The organism is Sporosarcina sp. Y1004, assembly GCF_057669665.1.
Genome location: NZ_JBYHFQ010000003.1, coordinates 177,751 through 197,388, shown reverse-complemented (window position 1 = coordinate 197,388; position 19,638 = coordinate 177,751). Strand labels below are relative to the sequence as shown.

The 19,638-nt window shown below is 41.9% G+C and carries 18 protein-coding genes and 1 other annotated feature; of the genes, 16 read left to right on the top strand and 2 right to left on the bottom strand.

What is annotated here, in order from left to right; genetic code table 11:
- The first annotated feature begins 24 nt into the window (after nt 1–24).
- The 15 genes from AC25Y6_RS03820 to pyrE all read left to right on the top strand — a co-directional run bounded on the left by AC25Y6_RS03820 (nt 25) and on the right by pyrE (nt 18,048).
- Entirely contained in the window at nt 25–801 is a 777-nt protein-coding gene (locus tag AC25Y6_RS03820) for a YlmH family RNA-binding protein (protein ID WP_488139418.1), read from the top strand.
- A gap of 212 nt (nt 802–1,013) precedes the next feature.
- Nucleotides 1,014–1,523 carry a DivIVA domain-containing protein gene (locus AC25Y6_RS03815; protein ID WP_482100372.1) on the top strand — a complete coding sequence of 170 codons (510 nt, stop codon included), beginning with the start codon at nt 1,014–1,016 and terminating at the stop codon, nt 1,521–1,523.
- A 52-nt stretch (nt 1,524–1,575) separates the two neighbouring features.
- Nucleotides 1,576–1,793, top strand: a binding site (T-box leader).
- A 157-nt stretch (nt 1,794–1,950) separates the two neighbouring features.
- Nucleotides 1,951–4,713: an isoleucine--tRNA ligase gene (gene ileS / locus AC25Y6_RS03810; RefSeq protein WP_488142099.1), complete on the top strand. Its 2,763-nt coding sequence runs from the start codon at nt 1,951–1,953 to the stop codon at nt 4,711–4,713.
- A 137-nt stretch (nt 4,714–4,850) separates the two neighbouring features.
- Nucleotides 4,851–5,324: a signal peptidase II gene (lspA, locus tag AC25Y6_RS03805; protein WP_482100374.1), complete on the top strand. Its 474-nt coding sequence runs from the start codon at nt 4,851–4,853 to the stop codon at nt 5,322–5,324.
- Nucleotides 5,325–5,326: 2 nt separating this feature from the next.
- Nucleotides 5,327–6,253 carry an RluA family pseudouridine synthase gene (locus AC25Y6_RS03800; RefSeq protein ID WP_488139415.1) on the top strand — a complete coding sequence of 309 codons (927 nt, stop codon included), beginning with the start codon at nt 5,327–5,329 and terminating at the stop codon, nt 6,251–6,253.
- Nucleotides 6,254–6,509: 256 nt separating this feature from the next.
- A complete protein-coding gene (gene pyrR / locus AC25Y6_RS03795; protein WP_482100376.1) occupies nt 6,510–7,052 on the top strand; it encodes a bifunctional pyr operon transcriptional regulator/uracil phosphoribosyltransferase PyrR in 543 nt (180 codons plus the stop codon).
- Nucleotides 7,053–7,119: 67 nt separating this feature from the next.
- On the top strand, nt 7,120–8,406 hold the full coding sequence (locus tag AC25Y6_RS03790) for a solute carrier family 23 protein (protein ID WP_482100377.1): 1,287 nt from the start codon (nt 7,120–7,122) through the stop codon (nt 8,404–8,406).
- Nucleotides 8,407–8,577: 171 nt separating this feature from the next.
- On the top strand, nt 8,578–9,456 hold the full coding sequence (locus AC25Y6_RS03785) for an aspartate carbamoyltransferase catalytic subunit (protein WP_488142098.1): 879 nt from the start codon (nt 8,578–8,580) through the stop codon (nt 9,454–9,456).
- A gap of 1 nt (nt 9,457) precedes the next feature.
- On the top strand, nt 9,458–10,735 hold the full coding sequence (locus tag AC25Y6_RS03780; protein WP_488142097.1) for a dihydroorotase: 1,278 nt from the start codon (nt 9,458–9,460) through the stop codon (nt 10,733–10,735).
- Entirely contained in the window at nt 10,735–11,835 is a 1,101-nt protein-coding gene (locus tag AC25Y6_RS03775) for a carbamoyl phosphate synthase small subunit (RefSeq protein WP_488142116.1), read from the top strand. The genes AC25Y6_RS03780 and AC25Y6_RS03775 overlap by 1 nt, the downstream gene beginning before the upstream one ends.
- Nucleotides 11,828–15,025, top strand: coding sequence for a carbamoyl-phosphate synthase large subunit (gene carB / locus AC25Y6_RS03770; RefSeq protein ID WP_488142096.1), 3,198 nt, complete (start codon nt 11,828–11,830; stop codon nt 15,023–15,025). Before AC25Y6_RS03775 ends, carB begins: the two co-directional genes overlap by 8 nt.
- Nucleotides 15,022–15,798 carry a dihydroorotate dehydrogenase electron transfer subunit gene (locus AC25Y6_RS03765; RefSeq protein WP_488142095.1) on the top strand — a complete coding sequence of 259 codons (777 nt, stop codon included), beginning with the start codon at nt 15,022–15,024 and terminating at the stop codon, nt 15,796–15,798. Before carB ends, AC25Y6_RS03765 begins: the two co-directional genes overlap by 4 nt.
- The gene (locus AC25Y6_RS03760) at nt 15,795–16,709 is read left to right on the top strand and encodes a dihydroorotate dehydrogenase (protein WP_488142094.1); all 915 of its coding nucleotides are present in this window, start codon (nt 15,795–15,797) and stop codon (nt 16,707–16,709) included. Before AC25Y6_RS03765 ends, AC25Y6_RS03760 begins: the two co-directional genes overlap by 4 nt.
- Nucleotides 16,706–17,416: an orotidine-5'-phosphate decarboxylase gene (gene pyrF / locus AC25Y6_RS03755; RefSeq protein WP_482100383.1), complete on the top strand. Its 711-nt coding sequence runs from the start codon at nt 16,706–16,708 to the stop codon at nt 17,414–17,416. The genes AC25Y6_RS03760 and pyrF overlap by 4 nt, the downstream gene beginning before the upstream one ends.
- Nucleotides 17,417–17,418: 2 nt before the next feature.
- Nucleotides 17,419–18,048 (top strand): orotate phosphoribosyltransferase, encoded by a 630-nt coding sequence (gene pyrE / locus AC25Y6_RS03750; RefSeq protein ID WP_482103915.1) that lies wholly within the window; start codon nt 17,419–17,421, stop codon nt 18,046–18,048.
- 91 nt (nt 18,049–18,139) lie between these two features.
- On the opposite strand, the gene AC25Y6_RS03745 is transcribed toward pyrE, so the two are convergent.
- Together AC25Y6_RS03745 and AC25Y6_RS03740 are read right to left on the bottom strand one after the other, a co-directional pair.
- Nucleotides 18,140–18,424 carry a hypothetical protein gene (locus AC25Y6_RS03745; protein ID WP_482103916.1) on the bottom strand — a complete coding sequence of 95 codons (285 nt, stop codon included), beginning with the start codon at nt 18,422–18,424 and terminating at the stop codon, nt 18,140–18,142.
- Between the two features lie 129 nt (nt 18,425–18,553).
- Nucleotides 18,554–18,811 (bottom strand): helix-turn-helix transcriptional regulator, encoded by a 258-nt coding sequence (locus AC25Y6_RS03740; protein ID WP_482103917.1) that lies wholly within the window; start codon nt 18,809–18,811, stop codon nt 18,554–18,556.
- A 159-nt stretch (nt 18,812–18,970) separates the two neighbouring features.
- Here AC25Y6_RS03740 and AC25Y6_RS03735 point away from each other — a divergent pair, with 159 nt between their 5' ends.
- Nucleotides 18,971–19,624: an XRE family transcriptional regulator gene (locus AC25Y6_RS03735; protein WP_482103918.1), complete on the top strand. Its 654-nt coding sequence runs from the start codon at nt 18,971–18,973 to the stop codon at nt 19,622–19,624.
- Nucleotides 19,625–19,638 lie beyond the last annotated feature (14 nt).

Sequence of the window (19,638 nt, the reverse complement as noted above, 5' to 3'; positions counted from 1 at the left end):
ATTTTTCTATAAGGAGAGAAACAAATGGAAACAATATTGCAACACTTTAGAAAAGACGAACAACCTTTCATCGAAACGGCAATAGGCTGGATTCGTGAAGTGGAGGATACGTATTCACCTAAATTAACAGGATTCTTAGATCCAAGGCAGCTACGTATTGTTGAATCGCTCGCGGGAAGTTCTAGTTTAGTTGTCGGATCGAGTGGCGCATTTCCTGATGCGGAACGTAGAAGAGTACTTATTTACCCTGATTATTTTGTACCTGAAATGGATGATTATCGTATCGCCATGTTCAATGTCAAATACGCTTCAAAGTTTCTGTCCCTAGATCATAAGGATATTCTTGGTTCGATGATGTCATTAGGCATTGATCGTTCGAAGTTTGGAGACATTCGAGTGGATAATGATGAGGTACAGTTTGCGGTTGTGGACGAGTTAAATGATTATATGACTGCGAACTTTATATCGATTGGAAAAGCGAAAGTGACGGTTGAAGAAAGTCATAATTCTGAAGATTGGATAGACACGACAGATACATGGACAGAGGAAATGTATATTGTCAGCTCCTTAAGACTCGATGTTGTAACGGCTGCTCTATTGAATGTTGCACGCCCGAAAGCTGCTTCACTTATACATAGTGGAAAAGTGAAAGTGAACTGGGCTATACGTGATCAACCCACTTTTGAACTACAAGAATCGGATATGATATCAATTAGAGGTTCAGGTCGTTTTAAAGTGATTGCAATTGAAGGAAGAACCCGCAAAGATAAAATCAGACTCGTCGTTGGGAAGTTAGAATGAATTATTCTTCATTAACGGGCAGTATGCCTCCTACTTTAAGACTTAACCATCACGCGGCGTTCGTAATCTGAGTTCTTTTACAATCAATGGAATGAAGAGTCTCTGTTAATTGAAGTTTCACTTTATCAGACAATAGTTTAAAAAAAGAACTGTCATCTGATGTTCCAACATGTATAATAGAGAATGAATACGTTAAAAGGGAGATGCTTTAAATGGCTTTATCACCACTTGATATACATAATAAAGAGTTTGCAAGCAAGTTCCGTGGATATAATGAAGATGAGGTAAACGAGTTCCTGGAACAAATCATGAAAGACTATGAAAACGTTCTTGCGGAAAACAAAACATTACAAGCCAGTTTACAACAATCAACGGAACAAGTTTCCCACTTTAACACAATTGAACAAACGCTTCATAAGTCAATTCTTATCGCCCAAGAAGCTGCGGAGGATGTACGACGTAACTCAATGAAAGAATCGAAATTGATAATCAAAGAAGCTGAAAAAAATGCGGATCGAATCGTTAATGAAGCACTTTCACGTGCACGCCAGATTTCTGTGGAAGTAGAAGATCTTAAAAAACAATCGAAGGTTTTCCGTGCGCGGTTTAAAATGCTTATTGAAGCGCAACTTGACCTTATCCAGTCAGATGACTGGGATGTTTTGCTTGAATATGAAATCGACGCAGAACGCTTAGAAATGGTTGCTGACCTAGATTCGTAAGTAAACTTGACTTTGGTCTTAATGCACACATATAATTATATGCATATATTTAGAACAGGCGTTGAAAGAGAAAGTACTTTCCAAAATTGTGTACAGCGAGCCGGGGATGGTGGAAGCCCGGTCAACAAATTGGAAATGAAGATCACTCTTGAGCCGGATTACGGAATGATTTACGTAATCCCGGACACACCCCGTTATGGTGTCTGAGTGGTAGCAAATCTGTTTGCTGCAAGTAGGGTGGTAACGCGAGATTAATTCTTCGTCCCTTTTTAGGGGTGGGGATTTTTTTTGTTGCTCGGAAAATCATAAAATTTTTCGCCAGAGGATAATCTACGAAAGTCGTTGGCTAAACTTGGATTCTGGGTACTCTGCGTTTTTTAAATGTGCGAACTGATTACGCTTTTCAATTTTAAAGGAGGAAAACAATATGGAATATAAAGATACACTTCTTATGCCAAAAACAGAGTTCCCAATGCGAGGAAACTTACCTAACAAAGAGCCTTTAATGCAAGAGAAATGGGCAGAGATGGACATCTATAAAAAAGTACAACAACGAACTGAGGGGCGCCCGTTTTTTGTTTTACATGACGGTCCTCCATATGCAAATGGCGATCTCCATATGGGCCACGCTTTGAACAAAGTGTTGAAGGATATGATTGTCCGCCACAAGTCAATGTCAGGATTCCATGCTCCATACGTTCCTGGTTGGGATACACATGGACTACCGATTGAGCAAGCATTAGTTAACAAAGGTGTAAAGAGAAAAGAAATGACTGTAGCTGAATTCCGCAAGATGTGTGAAGAATATGCACTTAGTCAGATTGACAGCCAACGTAGCCAGTTTAAACGGATTGGTGTAAGGGGCGATTGGGATAACCCATATATCACGCTGAAGCCATCATTTGAAGCGCGTCAAATTCAAGTTTTTGGAGAAATGGCGAAAAAAGGTTATATCTATAAAGGACTAAAACCGGTTTACTGGTCTCCTTCGAGTGAATCTGCACTAGCTGAAGCAGAAATCGAATACCAAGACAAGAAATCTCCATCTATTTATGTTAGTTTCCCTGTTAAAGATGGACTTGGTGTGATTGATGAAGATGTTAATTTCTTAATCTGGACGACGACTCCGTGGACGATTCCTGCAAACCTGGGAATTTCTGTCCATCCTGAATTTATATACGTCATTGTTAAAACAGGAGAAGGAAAATTCCTAATCGCTAAAGACTTACTTACATTTGTAGCTGAAGAGCTCGGATGGGAAGATTATGCGGTTGAACGTGAACTAAAAGGTACTGAGCTAGACCGTGTCATTGCCAAACACCCATTGTATGATCGCGACTCACTTATCATGCTCGGTGAACACGTCACAGCTGAAGCTGGTACGGGGTGTGTCCATACAGCACCGGGTCACGGGGAAGATGACTTCTATGTTTCTAAGTCATACGGAATTGATGCGCTTTCACCAATTGATGACCGTGGCGTTATGACGGACGAGGCACCTGGCTTTGAAGGGCTCTTTTATGAAGATGCAAACAAAGCAGTTACTGAAGCGCTCAAAGAAGTGGGCTCACTTCAAAAGTTATCATTTATCACTCACTCGTATCCACATGACTGGCGTACGAAAAAACCGGTAATTTATCGAGCGACTTCACAATGGTTTGCTTCAATTGAATCGTTCCGTTCAGAATTGCTCGACGCAATAAAAAATACGAAATTCACACCATCATGGGGTGAAACGAGACTGTATAATATGGTTCGCGACCGCGGCGACTGGTGTATTTCACGTCAGCGCGTATGGGGAGTACCAATTCCAGTATTTTATGCTGAAAATGGAGAACCAATCATTACGGATGATACAATTGCCAACGTTTCGGAATTGTTCCGTGAAAATGGGTCTAACATCTGGTTCGAACGCGATGCAAAAGATTTACTTCCAGAAGGTTTCACACATGCTGGAAGTCCAAACGGTCTTTTCACAAAAGAGACAGACATCATGGACGTCTGGTTCGATTCAGGCTCGACGCATCAGGGTGTACTTGTAGAACGAGATGATCTTGTCTATCCGGCTGATCTCTATCTTGAAGGATCTGACCAATATCGTGGATGGTTTAATTCATCCCTTACGACGAGTGTTGCGATTAATGGCCATGCGCCTTATAAAGGCGTGCTAAGCCATGGTTTCACACTGGATGGCGAAGGACGTAAAATGAGTAAATCAATCGGTAACGTCATCGTTCCTGCGAAAGTGATGAATCAGCTGGGTGCAGATATTCTTCGTCTATGGGTATCTTCTGTTGACTATACAGCGGACGTCAGAGTGTCGGATTCAAATTTCAAACAAGTTTCTGAAGTATATAGAAAAATTCGTAATACACTACGTTTCCTTCACGGGAATACATCGGACTTTAATCCGGCAACTGACTCAGTCGCATTTGAAAATCTGCGTACAGTAGACAAATTTGTTTATGTGAAGTTGCAGGATATGATTAAAGAAGTACGTGAAGCATATGAAAATTACGAATTTGCAAATGTATATCATGCAGTAAATAACTTCTGTACGGGTGAATTGAGCTCGTTCTACCTTGATATTGCGAAAGATGTTGTATATATCGAAGGCGCAGATCATCCACATCGTCGGGCAATGCAAACAGTAATGTATGAAACCTTGATTTCGCTATTGAAATTATTGACACCAATTATTCCGCATACGACAGATGAGCTGTGGGCATTTGTTGAACATAAGACGGAAGAAAGTATTCAGCTTACAGATATGCCTGACGCGAAAGATCTTGGGGAAACAGCACAAGCATTGCGTGAACGTTTTGTTACCTTGATGCTTGTCCGGGATAATGTTCTGAAGGCGCTTGAAGAAGCGCGGAATGATAAAGTGATCGGGAAGTCGCTTGAAGCGAAAGTAACGGTTGCTGTCCCTGAAAACCTGAAAGATGTATTCGCGGCGGACGATATCGATTTCGCACAATTCTTCATCGTATCGCAATTTGCTGAAGGTGATATTACAAACATGCCTGAAGGTACTTTGAAACTGGATACGGTAAGTGTTCTTGTTGAAAAGGCAGATGGTGAAAAATGTGAACGTTGCTGGACAATTTCCGAAACAATCGGAACTGACGAAACACATCCAACACTATGTACGCGTTGTGCAGAAGTCGTGATAGAGCATTATTCGTAAGACGGGTTAAATTGAAAGCCGCCGCTGCAGTCTTTTTATTAAGCTTGCTGCAGCGGCTTTTTTTAGCGTTGAAACGCGCTCATATAGGTGTCTATGTGGTAAAATAGTACGTAATCTGTCGGACGGGGGTATTTGGATTGTTCATTTATTACGGATTGGCGGCATTGGTCATAGTTTTAGATCAGATTACTAAATGGCTTGTCGTTAAAAATATGGAGCTTGGTGAAAAAATCAGTATTGCAGAACCTTATTTGGGGCTTTTATCTCACCGCAACAGGGGAGCGGCATGGGGAATGCTCGAAGGTCAAATGTGGTTATTTTATATTGTCACAGTTGTAGTTGCAGGCGGCATCATTTATTACTTTCATAAAGAAGCGAAAGGTCAACCGCTCTTCGGTATTGGTCTAATGTTTTTGCTTGGCGGGGCAATTGGGAATTTCATTGATCGTCTATGGCGCAAGGAAGTTGTCGATTTCGTCGATGTCATGATTCCGGTTATCAATTATGATTTCCCCATTTTTAACGTGGCGGATGCGGCATTGACAGTCGGCGTGGTTATCATCATCATTCATATAATTATGGATGAAAAAAAGAACAAGAAAAAGGTGTAGGTATGGAAATAATTGAAATCGAAATAACTGAAGAACACAAGGGAAGTCGTATTGACAAAGCGTTGTCGGAAGTCAACCCAGAATGGTCACGTACACAAATTCAAACATGGCTGAAAGATGGCTTTGTTCTTGTAGACGGTACGCAAGTGAAACCAAATTATAAAGTAAAACTAGGTGATACGGTAACGGTGGATGAACCTGAACCGGAAGAACTCGACGTCGTTGCAGAAAACCTCAATCTTGATATTGTCTATGAAGATAAAGATGTCCTCGTTGTCAACAAACCGCGCGGAATGGTTGTCCATCCGGCGCCGGGTCATCCGTCAGGAACAGTTGTTAATGGACTAATGCATCATTGTACGGATCTCTCAGGTATAAATGGTGTGCTCCGTCCAGGTATTGTCCACAGAATTGATAAGGATACTTCAGGCCTGTTGATGGTCGCAAAAAATGATAAAGCGCACGTATCATTGGTCGACCAGCTTGTTAAACGGACAGTAACGCGTGTATACACTGCACTTGTCCATGGTCATATACCTCATGATAATGGAACCATCGATGCTCCGATTGGTCGTGACCCACGTGAGCGTCAAAGCATGGGGATTGTCGATAAAGGAAGACATGCCGTAACGCATTTTAAAGTACTTGAACGATTTGGTGATTACACATTAGTCGAATGTAAATTGGAAACGGGACGTACGCATCAAATCCGAGTTCATATGAAATACATCGGTTATCCACTCGTCGGAGATCCGAAATACGGACCTAAAAAAACACTTGAGTTTAATGGACAAGTATTGCATGCAGGTACAGTTGGCTTTAAGCACCCTGTAACTGACGAGTATTTGGAGTTTAACAGTCCTCTGCCAGAAGACTTTAAAGAATTAGTTGATAAAGTCAGAAAAAGTGTTGACAAGACAGAAGAGTGAATTGTATACTGAACGAAGCAATTGAATAGCGATACCTTTAACATCAGTCCAGAGAGGCTGGGAAGGTTGCACGGAAGTACAGTCAAACTGCTGCGCGCAGTTTCTATGTACATTTATTTCTGCACGTATACCCTCCCGCCGTCCTTGGCTGGGAGGGTTTTTTTATAAAAAAAAGAAACCACTTAACCCTCTTGGCTTCAGGATGGTATTATAATCGACAATCGACAGTGAAAATTGGGAAATGGAGGATGTTCAAATGGCAGAAAAAGCAAATATTCTTGATGAACAAGCAATTGGCAGGGCAGTTACGAGAATTGCTCATGAAATTATCGAACGCAACAAAGGAATTGATGAATGTATTCTTGTCGGCATCAAGACGCGTGGTGCATACCTCGCCAAGAGACTTGCAGAGAAAATCGAGCTTATTGAAGGAAAGCCAATTAAAACGGGTGAACTTGATATTACATTATATCGAGACGATTTAATGCTTAAACATAGCAACAACGAACCTCTCGTGCAGCAAGTCGACATTGAGCATGATGTGACAAATAAGAAAGTGATCCTAGTGGATGACGTCTTATACACGGGCAGAACGGTTCGTGCGGCGATGGACGCAGTTATGGACTTAGGTAGACCAGCGACAATTCAACTTGCAGTACTTGTCGACCGAGGCCATCGTGAATTGCCGATTCGACCCGACTTTGTTGGGAAAAATATTCCTACATCGAACGATGAGCAGGTCGTGGTCAGTGTACAAGAGACCGACGGCAAAGATAGCGTTTCAATTCATTCTAAATAAAAGCGAATGGGAATATCTCCCGAAGACTAGAAAGTAAATAAAGTACATCGTACGGGGGAAAATGACTATGAACGAAAAAGTTTTAGATGTCCATGAAAAACCAGCAACTGCCAGGTGGATTATTCTTAGTTTACAACATATGTTTGCTATGTTTGGAGCGACAATACTAGTTCCTCAACTAGTGGGGTTAAGTCCAGCAATCGCTCTCCTAACAAGCGGGATTGCGACAATCGTTTTCATCATTGTTACACGATTCCAAGTCCCGGCGTACTTAGGCTCATCATTCGCTTTTATCATCCCGATTCAAGTAGCGACCCAAACAGGTGGCATTGGTAGCGCGATGATTGGAAGTATGTTTGTCGCTTTGGTCTACGGTATCATTTCACTGCTAATATGGAAAACAGGCTATGTTTGGATTATGAAAGTTTTACCTCCAATTGTAGTGGCACCAGTCATCATCGTTATAGGACTTGCACTATCATCGACTGCAGTTAGCATGGCAAGTACGATTCAGGTCGGGGATGAAAAGGTATACAACCTGCTTCATTTTTCCGCGGCAATTGTGACACTTGCAGCTGCAATAATCTGCATCATGTTCTTTAAGGGAATTGTTAGTTTGATGCCAATACTTATCGGCATCATAGTAGGATACATTTACTCGGCATTCATCGGGATATTGGATTTTACAGCAGTTTTGGAAGCGAAATGGTTTGAATTTCCAGAAATGCTTATACCCGGAGTAGATTACGAATTCATCATTACGCCCACGCTGTTAGCTCTGATGGTGCCAATTGCAATCGTAACGATATCAGAACATATTGGCCATCAGCTCGTTCTCGGTAGAATTGTTGGAAGAGATTATATAAAAAATCCGGGATTGAATCGCTCCTTACTGGGTGATGGACTGGGAACGCTAATAAGCGGCTTTGTCGGAGGTCCACCAAAGACAACTTACGGTGAAAATATCGGTGTTCTAGCACTGACACGTGTCTACAGTGTATATGTAATTTTAGGAGCAGCAGTTTTCGCAATAGCTTTCTCATTCCTAGGTAAAGTTATGGCGTTAATCGCTACAATTCCTGCAGCAGTACTCGGCGGGGTTTCAATTCTCCTATTCGGAATTATCGCTTCGTCTGGCTTACGCATGCTAGTGGATCATAAAATCGATTTCGGAAATCAGCGAAACTTGGTAATTGCTTCTGTTATTCTCATAATTGGTATTGGAGGAGCATCCGTTAAATTCAATGATACGTTTCAAATTGAAGGAATGGCACTTGCAGCAATTGTAGGTGTACTGCTCAACTTAGTGCTACCAGGCCGAACGAATGATAGCATGGACGATAAAACTAAATAGAAAACCTTTTAACACTGCCCGAGAGTCAGGAAAAGGTTCGTAGACGCCCATCTGAGTGAAGGATGAGGATAGTCATACTTAACGAGCCTTTCCGTTTATCGGGAAGGCTCGTTTTTTAAAAAATCCTGATATAGAGTTTAGTCGCTTACCAATAAAAGGGGGATAAACTGAATGCAACATCTTCTATCCATGAAAGATCTGAGTGAAGCTGAAATCATGACTATCCTTGATCGTGCAGATACATATAAAAAACTTGGTGCACGGGAATTGCCCGGGAAATACTTTGTCAGTAACTTGTTTTTTGAACCTAGTACGCGGACAAAAATGAGTTTTGAAATGGCCGAACAAAAACTTAACCTTGGAGTACTGCCATTCGAATCAAATTTCTCAAGCACACTAAAAGGTGAAACTCTTTATGACACGGTGAAAACGCTTGAAGCAATCGGTGTGGATGCACTTGTTATCCGTCATCCTGAAGACGGATACTATAAGGAATTGATTGGTAGAACGAATGTATCCATTATAAATGGAGGAGATGGGGCAGGTCAGCACCCGACGCAGTCATTATTGGATTTGTTCACAATCAAGGAAGAGTTCGGTTCGTTTAAAGGTCTGAATGTTCTAATTGCAGGGGATATTACACATAGCCGGGTTGCTCGATCCAATGCAGATGCATTGACAAAACTCGGAGCCAATGTGACTTTCCTTTGCCCAGCTAAATGGGCAGGAGAATTTGAGAGCGTTGATTCGTGGGACGAAGTAATTAGTACGAGTGACGTAGTCATGCTTCTGCGTGTTCAGCATGAAAGGCACGGAGTAGGCTCAATCTTTACTGAAGAAAGTTACCATGAACGATATGGTTTGACAGAAGCTCGTGCGAAGATGATGAAGGAAAATGCCATCATCATGCATCCAGGACCTTTCAACAGAGGAGTAGAAATCTCAGAATCACTTATTGAATGCAACCAATCTAGGATCTTTAAACAGATGGAAAATGGTGTTTACATACGTATGGCTGTGTTGGAGATAGTTTTGAAAGGGAGGAATTAACTTGGAGAAACTGATTAAAGGGATTCAGATGCTTAACGAAGACGGAAAACTTATTACGACAGATGTAAAAATGACGGATGATAAAATCTCGGAAATAGGTCAGGAGCTAAATGCCGGGAGTGCACAAATCATCGATGGACAAGGACTTTTACTAGCACCAGGTTTCATTGATGTCCACGTGCATCTACGGGAACCAGGCGGGGAGCATAAAGAGACAATTGAAAGTGGTACGCTAGCAGCAGCAAAAGGCGGTTACACGACAATCTGTGCAATGCCGAATACTAGGCCGGTTCCGGATACAAAAGAAAATCTGACTTTCGTCAATGAGTTGATAGCTCAGAAATCACTAATTCGAGTCCTTCCATACGCTTCCATTACAATTCGGGAAGCCGGAAAAGAACGCACGAATCTTGCGGAATTGAAAGAATATGGCGCATTTGCATTCACAGATGACGGTGTTGGGGTGCAACAGGCAGGAATGATGTATGAAGCGATGCAAGATGCTGCCGAAATCGGAATGGCAATTGTTGCTCACTGTGAAGACAATACGCTCATCTACGGAGGCGCAATGCATGAGGGGAAACGCAATAAGGAGCTCGGTCTCCCTGGCATCCCTTCAATAGCGGAATCGGTCCATATCGCGCGGGATATTTTACTGGCTGAAGCAGCAGGCGCTCATTATCATGTTTGTCATGTCAGTACGAAAGAATCTGTTAGGGTTATACGTGATGCGAAAAAAGCAGGTATACATGTTACTGCAGAAGTAAGTCCGCATCACCTTCTTCTATCAGAAGACGATATTCCAGGAGATAATGCTGATTGGAAAATGAATCCACCGCTACGTGGAAAAGAGGATCTCATCGCATTGCGCGAAGGATTGCTTGATGGAACGCTCGATTTCATCGCAACAGATCATGCACCACATACCGCTGAAGAAAAAGCAGCGGGCTTTGCAAAAGCACCATTCGGTATTACAGGATTTGAAACAGCTTTCCCGCTTCTTTATACGAACTTTGTAAAAACAGGAATATGGACATTGCAACAACTCATCGATTGGATGACAAAAAAACCTGCTCATGTCTTCGGATTGCCATATGGGAAAATCGAAGTCGGTGCTACTGCAGATCTAGTGTTCCTAGATTTGAATAAGGAAGAAAAAATAGACCGGACGACATTTGTCTCAAATGGCAAGAACACGCCATTTGACGGTTGGACATGTACAGGGTGGCCGGTGAAAACAATATACGGTGGAAAAGTAGTCTGGGAGGATGGACAATGATGAAAAAAAGAATGCTCATTTTAGAAGACGGTACAATTTTTGAAGGAATTGCTTTTGGTTCCGATGCAGCCTCAATCGGTGAAACAGTATTCACAACAGGAATGACAGGTTATCAAGAAGCCATATCGAACCCATCAGGTGCAGGACAAATTATTGTTATGACTTACCCACTTATCGGTAATTACGGTATTAACCGAGACGATTACGAGTCAATTGAACTGGCGGCAAGCGGCGTAGTTGTCCGTGAACTGGCAGAAGAACCGTCTAACTTCCGCAGTATCATGACACTTAACGAACTGCTGACGATGAAAGGTATTCCTGGAATCCAAGGTATCGATACTCGTAAATTAACAAGGCTGTTGCGAGACAAAGGGTCACTAAAAGGTATTTTGACAGCTGCTGGGGAACAAGTGAACGTGCAAGAAATGGTTGAGCAAGCCGTATCTTATACTTTGCCTACAGATCTAGTTGCCCGCGTTTCAACGAAAAAACCGTATCCAAGCCCTGGCCGTGGAGAGCGTGTTATCCTAATCGATTACGGCATGAAACATGGTATTTTACGTGAATTAAACGATAGAGATTGCGACGTGATTGTAGTACCTTATAACACTTCGACAAAAGAAATCCTTGCATTATCACCAGATGGTATTGTGTTGTCAAACGGGCCAGGTAATCCGGAAGATGTAGAGGGCACGGTTGAAACAATAAGAGAACTGTTAGGAAAAGCCCCAATCTTCGGAATCGGCCTGGGTCATCAGCTGTTTGCCATAGCTTGCGGAGCACAGACAGTGAAATTGAAAAACAGCCATATGGGTGGCAATCACCCAGTAAAAGATTTAACGACGGGTCGTACAGAACTGACATCTCAAAGTCATGGCTATGCAGTAGATGAAAATTCACTCGTGGGTACTGGCCTTGAAGTGACACATAAAGCACTTAATGACTCATCAGTTGAAGGCGTGAAAAGCACAAAATACGCTGCATTTTCCGTTCAGTTTCATCCGGAAGCATCACCAGGACCGGAAGACTCGAAACATCTTTTTGACAGATTTATGGAATTAATGAATACGAGCAGCCGAAAGGAGAATTTCAATGCCTAAACGTACAGATATTGAAACTATATTAGTAATTGGATCAGGTCCCATTGTTATCGGACAGGCGGCGGAATTTGACTATGCCGGAACACAAGCATGTCTTTCATTGAAAGAAGAAGGTTATCGCGTTATTCTTATCAACTCGAATCCTGCTACGATAATGACGGATACAGAGATTGCAGACAAAGTATATATTGAACCCCTTACACTCGAATTTGTTAGCCGTATTATTCGAAAAGAACGTCCGGATGCACTTCTACCTACATTAGGTGGACAAACGGGTCTTAACATGGCGATTGAGCTACACGATTCAGGTATTTTGGATGAACTCGACATTGAGATTCTCGGGACAAAGCTTCATGCAATACACCAAGCAGAAGACCGTGACTTATTCCGTTCACTGATGAACGAATTAGGTGAACCTGTACCTGATAGTGATATTATCCACAACCTTGAAGAGGCGTATGCACTTGTTGAAAGAATCGGTTATCCGGTTATCGTTCGTCCTGCATTTACATTGGGTGGAACTGGCGGAGGAATCTGTTATAACGATTCAGATCTCGATGAAATCGTCACAGGCGGCTTAAAATACAGTCCAGTTACGCAATGTTTGTTAGAGAAGTCTATTGCAGGCTACAAGGAAATTGAATATGAAGTGGTACGAGATTCTGCGGACAATGCAATTATTGTTTGTAATATGGAGAACGTAGATGCTGTTGGGATTCACACAGGTGATTCAATTGTTGCAGCTCCACTTCAAACATTGACAGATCGAGAAAATCAGATGCTGCGCAATGTGTCATTGAAAATTGTTCGAGCGCTGAAAATCGAAGGCGGATGTAATGTCCAACTTGCACTCGATCCATTTAGCTTCAACTATTACATTATTGAAGTGAATCCTCGCGTTAGCCGTTCTTCTGCGCTAGCGTCTAAAGCGACGGGCTATCCAATCGCAAAAATCGCTGCAAAAATCGCGGTTGGACTCACGCTCGACGAAATGATGAATCCAGTAACAGGGACGACATACGCATGTTTCGAACCAACGCTCGATTACATCGTGACAAAAATTCCACGCTGGCCGTTTGATAAATTCGAATCTGCTAAACGGAACCTAGGCACACAAATGAAAGCAACTGGCGAAGTAATGGCAATTGGTCGTACATTCGAAGAATCAATCTTAAAAGCAGTTCGCTCGCTAGAAACTGGCCAATTCGGCTTGTCATTGAAAAATGGGGCGACGATGACTGACGAGTGGATTGAAAAACGAATTCGTCGTGCAGGTGATGAGCGTTTGTTCTTCATTGGTGAAGCATTCCGTAGGGGCGCAACAGTTGAAACGATTAACGAGTGGAGTCAAATTGACCCATTCTTCCTTCGCAAGTTTCAAAAAATCGTGCAATTTGAAGTCGAAGTAAAGGGAAATCCTTTCCATTATGAAACTTTACGTACAGCAAAACGTATGGGCTTCTCAGATGTAACGATTGCAGAACTGTGGAACACAGACGAGCGAGTAGTATACGACTGGCGGAAAGAGCATGGCCTTATTCCAGTTTATAAAAAAGTCGATACTTGTGCTGGCGAATTTGAATCGGATACGCCCTATTTTTACGGCACGTACGAGGATGAAAATGAATCGATTAAATCGGATAAAAAGAGTGTCATAGTTCTCGGGTCGGGCCCGATTCGTATCGGACAAGGCGTAGAGTTCGATTATGCAACGGTCCACTCTGTTTGGGCAATTCAAGAAGCTGGCTATGAAGCAATCATTATTAACAACAATCCCGAAACGGTGTCGACAGACTTTTCGATTTCGGACAAATTATACTTTGAGCCACTGACAATCGAAGATGTAATGCACATCGTTGATCTTGAGCAGCCTGAAGGAGTCATCGTACAATTCGGTGGACAAACAGCTATCAACTTAGCAGCTGGTCTTGAAGCGCGCGGAGTGAAAATCTTAGGAACTTCGTTGGAAAATACGGACCGTGCGGAAAATCGCAATAAGTTTGAAAGTGCACTGCGTGAAATTGGAATTCCACAGCCACTTGGAAAAACAGCTGTTTCAGTACCAGAAGCTGTCGCGATTGCAAATGAAATCGGTTATCCCGTACTTGTAAGGCCTTCCTATGTTTTGGGAGGACGTGCGATGGAGATTGTTTACCACGAAGAGGAACTGCTTTATTATATGGAGCATGCTGTTGAAGCGAGTCCTGACCATCCCGTACTCGTCGATCGCTACTTGACAGGAACTGAAATCGAAGTCGATGGAATATGTGACGGAGAAAATGTACTAATTCCAGGTATTATGGAACATATTGAACGTGCAGGCGTTCACTCCGGTGACTCGATTGCCGTATTCCCGCCGCAAAACTTATCGGCTTCTCAGCTAGAAACAATTGCTGATTATACGACTCGCCTTGCAAAAGGACTTGGAATAATTGGTCTTCTCAATATCCAGTTCGTTATATCGGAAGGGCAAGTATACGTAATTGAAGTGAATCCACGGTCAAGCCGAACGGTTCCTTTCCTAAGTAAAATTACAAACATTCCGATGGCTAACATTGCAACAAAAGCAATTCTGGGTCAATCAATTATCGAACAAGGTTATAAAGATGGACTTGCTCCGGCACCGTCAGGCGTCTACGTAAAAGTACCCGTCTTCTCATTTGCGAAATTACGACGTGTTGATATCACACTCGGACCTGAAATGAAGTCAACTGGAGAAGTTATGGGTAAAGACATTACACTTGAAAAAGCCTTGTACAAAGGTCTTGTTGCGGCAGGAATGGAAATAAAAGAATATGGTTCCGTTATAATGACTGTTTCGGACAAAGATAAAGAAGAGATAGTCAGCATTGCGAAGCGCTTTACGGATATAGGTTATCGTATCTTGGCAACGTCAGGTACAGCTTCTGTTATAGAAAACGCAGGGATCCAAGTGAAAACAATTGGGAAAATCGGTTCAGAAGGACCAACGCTTCTGGATGTTATTCAAAAAGGAAAAGCCCAAATTATTATCAATACACTGACTAAAGGGAAACAGCCCGCACGTGATGGCTTTAGAATTCGCCGTGAATCAGTTGAAAATGGAATTCCTTGTTTCACTTCACTTGATACAGCAGATGCAATGTTGCGTGTCATTGAATCGATGACATTCCAAACTGAGGAAATGGGGAAAGTGGAGGAGACTATATGATCTTACAAGATCGAATGACGGTAACTTCACAACGACAAATAGCTCATAATATATTTGAAATGACGTTAAAAGGTAAGTTGGTCGGGGAAATTTCTTCCCCGGGCCAGTTTGTTCACATTCGAGTATCTGATTCATTTGAACCACTGTTAAGACGTCCAATCTCAATCGCTTCCATAGACCACATTACTGGGGAAATGACCATTATTTATCGCGCTGAAGGCCGTGGGACTACAATTCTTTCAGAGAAACGAACTGATGATAAAATTGATGTACTCGGTCCTCTAGGCAACGGTTTTCCAGTCAAAGAAACGGCGTCTGGTGAGACAGCTATTTTAATCGGGGGAGGAATAGGTGTACCTCCGTTATATGAGCTATCGAAACAATTAACAGCTGAAGGTGTGAAATGCACGCACGTCTTAGGTTTCCAATCAAAGGACGTTGTATTCTACGAAGAGGAATTCAACCAGCTTGGTGAAACACATATCGTGACTGTTGACGGCTCACAGGGAACGGCAGGATTTGTAACAAATGTTATGTCAGAACTTGATAATGAGTTCTCGACGTATTACAGCTGCGGTCCAATGCCGATGCTTGAAGCAGTGCAAAAGATGTATGTAGGGAAAAAAGGATTTCTATCATTCGAGCAGCGAATGGGTTGCGGCATTGGAGCCTGTTTCGCATGTGTTTGTCAAACAACGGAAGGGTCCGAAAAAGCATATATTAAAGTATGTTCAGATGGTCCTGTTTTCCCGGCAGGGGTGGTGGCAATATGAATCGATTATCTATTGAATTACCAGGTTTGTCATTAAAAAATCCAATTATGCCTGCTTCCGGTTGTTTCGGGTTTGGTAAAGAGTATGGTCAGCTATATGATTTGTCAATACTTGGTGCGATTATGATCAAAGCAACTACACTTGAAACAAGGCTCGGTAATCCAACGCCGCGTGTAGCTGAAACAGCATCTGGTATGTTGAATGCAATTGGATTGCAAAATCCGGGATTGAAGGGTGTTTTAGAAGGCGAATTGCCATGGCTAGAGCAGTTTGATGTTCCAATTATCGCAAACGTTGCAGGCACAGAAACAGCTGATTATGTGGAAGTAGCGAAAGTTGTATCCCAAGCGCCGAACGTCAAAGCACTTGAACTCAATATTTCTTGTCCAAACGTTAAGGCGGGTGGCATCACTTTTGGAACAGATCCAGAAATTGCAAGAGAACTGACCAGAGCGGTTAAAGAAGTATCTGCAGTTCCGGTTTATGTCAAACTATCTCCAAATGTCACTGATATTAAGGAAATTGCACAGGCGGTCGAAGCAGGAGGAGCGGACGGAATTACGATGATCAATACGCTGATTGGTATGCGTCTTGATCAGAAAACAGGCCGGCCCGTTATTGCGAACGGTACAGGCGGTTTGTCTGGCCCTGCAGTTAAACCGGTTGCCATTCGAATGGTTTATGAAGTAAGTAAAGCGGTCAGTATTCCGATAATCGGAATGGGCGGTGTCACAGAAACGGCTGACATTATCGACTTTATGTCTGCGGGCGCAAGTGCCGTAGCAGTAGGCACAGCGAACTTCGTCAATCCATTCGTTTGTCCACAAATCATTGAACAATTGCCTGCTAAACTAGATGAGCTAGGAATAGGTCATATTTCGGAGCTAATAGGAAGGAGCCACCGTTTATGAAATCATCCCCAATTATTGCACTCGATTTTGATTCGTCCGAAAAAACGTTTGAATTTCTCAGAGCATTTGACGGAGACATCAATGTGAAAGTAGGTATGCAGCTTTATTATAAAGAAGGTCCTGCAGTTGTGGCTCGCTTAAAAGAACTGGGATATGATGTGTTCTTAGATTTGAAACTGCATGATATTCCAAATACAGTAAAGTCTGCGATGGAAGTGCTTGCTGGATTCGGCGTTGACCTGTTAAACGTTCATGTTGCTGGCGGCAAGGCAATGATGGAAGCGGCACTTGAAGGTCTTGATAAGGGGACCCCTTCAGGGATAGCACGTCCTTCATTAATTGGTGTAACACAACTTACTTCAACGGATGAGCGGCAAGTTCGTGAAGAGCAGTTGATTCATGTCTCACTAGAAGATTCTGTTTCCCACTATGCCAAACTGTCAAAATCGGCAGGACTCGATGGTGTCGTTTGTTCGGTCCATGAGGCAACAGCCATTGCGAATGTTTGCGGAGAAAAGTTCTTCAAAGTCACGCCAGGCATACGTCTTTCAGATGGCGGAGCACATGATCAGAAAAGAATTGCAACGCCTGATGAAGCGCGTCTCGCCGGTTCAACCCATATCGTCGTAGGTAGAGCGATTACGGGTGCGACTGATCCAAGGGCGGCTTATGAACAAATAAATGAACTTTGGAAGGGGACAAAATAGAAATGATAAAAAAAGAAGTCGCTGAAATCCTGTTAAATGTAGGAGCGGTAGAATTAAGTCCTGACGAACCCTTTACATGGGCATCAGGTATTGAATCCCCCATCTATTGTGACAACCGCTTGACGATGTCAGATCCAATTGGCCGTAAAAAAATAGCTCAAGGGCTTTCGGAATTGATTCGTGAAAATTATCCTGAAACAACAGTCATCGCAGGAACGGCGACAGCCGGAATTCCACACGCTGCTTGGGTTGCGGACATTCTTGGACTGCCGATGGTCTATATCCGTTCAACAGCAAAAGGACACGGACGTAGTCGTCAAATTGAAGGAAAGATTGCCGATTCAGATAAGGCGGTCATTATAGAAGACTTGATTTCTACAGGGGGTAGTAGCCTAAATGCTGCTGAAGCTTTGCGCTCTGAAGGAATTGAAGTGACTGGAATTGTTTCGATATTTACATATGAACTTCAAAGTGCAGATGAAACATTTGCTAAGGCGGGATTGACGTATAAGAGTCTGACTGATTTCGGCGCACTTGCTGAAGTGGCAAAAGACAATGGTGCGATCAATAAAGATTCAATGGCAAGTTTACTTACTTGGCATGGTAATTTAAAAGCAGGTCTATTAAAATAAAAAATGCTATTCCACATGATTATCACCATGTGGAATAGCATTTTTTTATTTACTAGAAAAGTGAACTTTATTTATTGTAAAAAAAGATTTATTAGGTATTTTTATGGTTGATATTGACTTCTTCTGCGAGCTGCGAAAGTTTTAGTAAGGCTATTCTGCGCTGGTTATACTGTTGTTTATTTATTTTATTTTCTTTATTTAAAATCTCTAATAGTTCATACATAGGGACTAATTGTTTTAAAAGAGCTTCTTCAAGTTTATTTTCGTTAGCTGAAGCTAAAAGTTCTGTAATGCTAGTTTGAAATGGCTTCGATTGTTCATGCATGATACTTGAAATAAGTACCTTAACGTCACCTTGAAAGTTTTTAATGTCCATATTATGGTGCAACCCCTTAAAGAAATAGTCTAAGACAACTTAACGTTTTAATTAAAAGGAAAGGTTCATGATGTAGTTCTTTGACAGACTAATTTTAATGTGGGACAATTCAGTTAATATTTGTGTTAGCTATTTATTTGACTTTCGTGGATTACTTAGAGTAATATCTTTCCCGAAAAAAATATATTTCGAAGGCATTTGAAATACTTCTTCCAATTTCAATATTTGAGTAAATGAAATGTTAGAAGAATCTTCTTCCCATGCTTCGTATGTAGTTGTACTAACACCAATTTTTTCTGCGAGTTCAGGAGAATTCATCCCATATTTCAGTCGTAAGGAATGAAGTGTTTGAATTAGGTAAAATGGCACTTCATTTTCAGATGTCACATAGTTCACCCTTTCTATACTGATTATATATTACTAAAAGTGATATAAAAAGACAAGTGTCGTGGGAATAGTTACTACAAGCTATATTTCCGGAATTAAATTAAGATCACTTCCAAAATGATGTACAATTAGTATGAGATGTAAATGGAGGTCCTATTCATGAACAATTTTGTACAAGACCTATTTTCCAGACGGTTGAAACGATTAAGAGATAGAAATAGAATAACAATGGTAGAACTTGCAGACGCAATAGGAATGAGTCAAGCCACGATTTCGGAATGGGAAAAGGGCAATAAATTTCCGAGGGCGGGGGCATTACAACAATTGGCGAATTACTTTGAAGTTCCGATGGAATATTTCTTTAAAGGGAACTCTTTCCCCCTAGCTAAAACAGTAGCCTTAGGATGTATGCCTTCAATTAAAGCCAGTGTACTTTCTCATACAGATGGAATAGAATGCGATGATGCAGAACTTATTAAACTACCAACTAGTTTTTTAGGGAAATACGCGCAAGACGAGAACCTGGTAGCGTTCAAAGTAATAGGAGATAGTATGAATTTACTTTTTCCCGATGGTTCTCCACTCGTAGCAAAAATAATTGAGCAAGATGACATAAAAGACGGAGATATTGCTGTTTACTGTGTTGACAATGAATACGCTGTCAGACGTTACAGAAAAATTGAACAGCAAGAAGTGATTGTGTTAAGTCCCGAGTCAACAAATGAAAACTTTTACGATTATGTAGTGCCGTTCAATAATCAGAATAACTTTGAGATAATTGCAAAAGTAGTTTGGTACGGGGTATCCGTTTAGTAACGGATGCTCAA

Excerpts from the sequence above, each read along its gene's own strand:
- AC25Y6_RS03735 (WP_482103918.1), top strand. The coding sequence starts at position 18,971 with ATGAACAATTTTGTACAAGACCTATTTTCCAGACGGTTGAAACGATTA.
- AC25Y6_RS03785 (WP_488142098.1), top strand. The coding sequence starts at position 8,578 with ATGCAACATCTTCTATCCATGAAAGATCTGAGTGAAGCTGAAATCATG.
- pyrE (WP_482103915.1), top strand. The coding sequence starts at position 17,419 with ATGATAAAAAAAGAAGTCGCTGAAATCCTGTTAAATGTAGGAGCGGTA.
- AC25Y6_RS03745 (WP_482103916.1), bottom strand. The coding sequence starts at position 18,424 with ATGGACATTAAAAACTTTCAAGGTGACGTTAAGGTACTTATTTCAAGT.
- ileS (WP_488142099.1), top strand. The coding sequence starts at position 1,951 with ATGGAATATAAAGATACACTTCTTATGCCAAAAACAGAGTTCCCAATG.
- AC25Y6_RS03790 (WP_482100377.1), top strand. The coding sequence starts at position 7,120 with ATGAACGAAAAAGTTTTAGATGTCCATGAAAAACCAGCAACTGCCAGG.
- AC25Y6_RS03820 (WP_488139418.1), top strand. The coding sequence starts at position 25 with ATGGAAACAATATTGCAACACTTTAGAAAAGACGAACAACCTTTCATC.
- pyrR (WP_482100376.1), top strand. The coding sequence starts at position 6,510 with ATGGCAGAAAAAGCAAATATTCTTGATGAACAAGCAATTGGCAGGGCA.
- AC25Y6_RS03775 (WP_488142116.1), top strand. The coding sequence starts at position 10,735 with ATGAAAAAAAGAATGCTCATTTTAGAAGACGGTACAATTTTTGAAGGA.
- AC25Y6_RS03765 (WP_488142095.1), top strand. The coding sequence starts at position 15,022 with ATGATCTTACAAGATCGAATGACGGTAACTTCACAACGACAAATAGCT.
- AC25Y6_RS03800 (WP_488139415.1), top strand. The coding sequence starts at position 5,327 with ATGGAAATAATTGAAATCGAAATAACTGAAGAACACAAGGGAAGTCGT.
- AC25Y6_RS03760 (WP_488142094.1), top strand. The coding sequence starts at position 15,795 with ATGAATCGATTATCTATTGAATTACCAGGTTTGTCATTAAAAAATCCA.
- pyrF (WP_482100383.1), top strand. The coding sequence starts at position 16,706 with ATGAAATCATCCCCAATTATTGCACTCGATTTTGATTCGTCCGAAAAA.
- AC25Y6_RS03815 (WP_482100372.1), top strand. The coding sequence starts at position 1,014 with ATGGCTTTATCACCACTTGATATACATAATAAAGAGTTTGCAAGCAAG.
- carB (WP_488142096.1), top strand. The coding sequence starts at position 11,828 with ATGCCTAAACGTACAGATATTGAAACTATATTAGTAATTGGATCAGGT.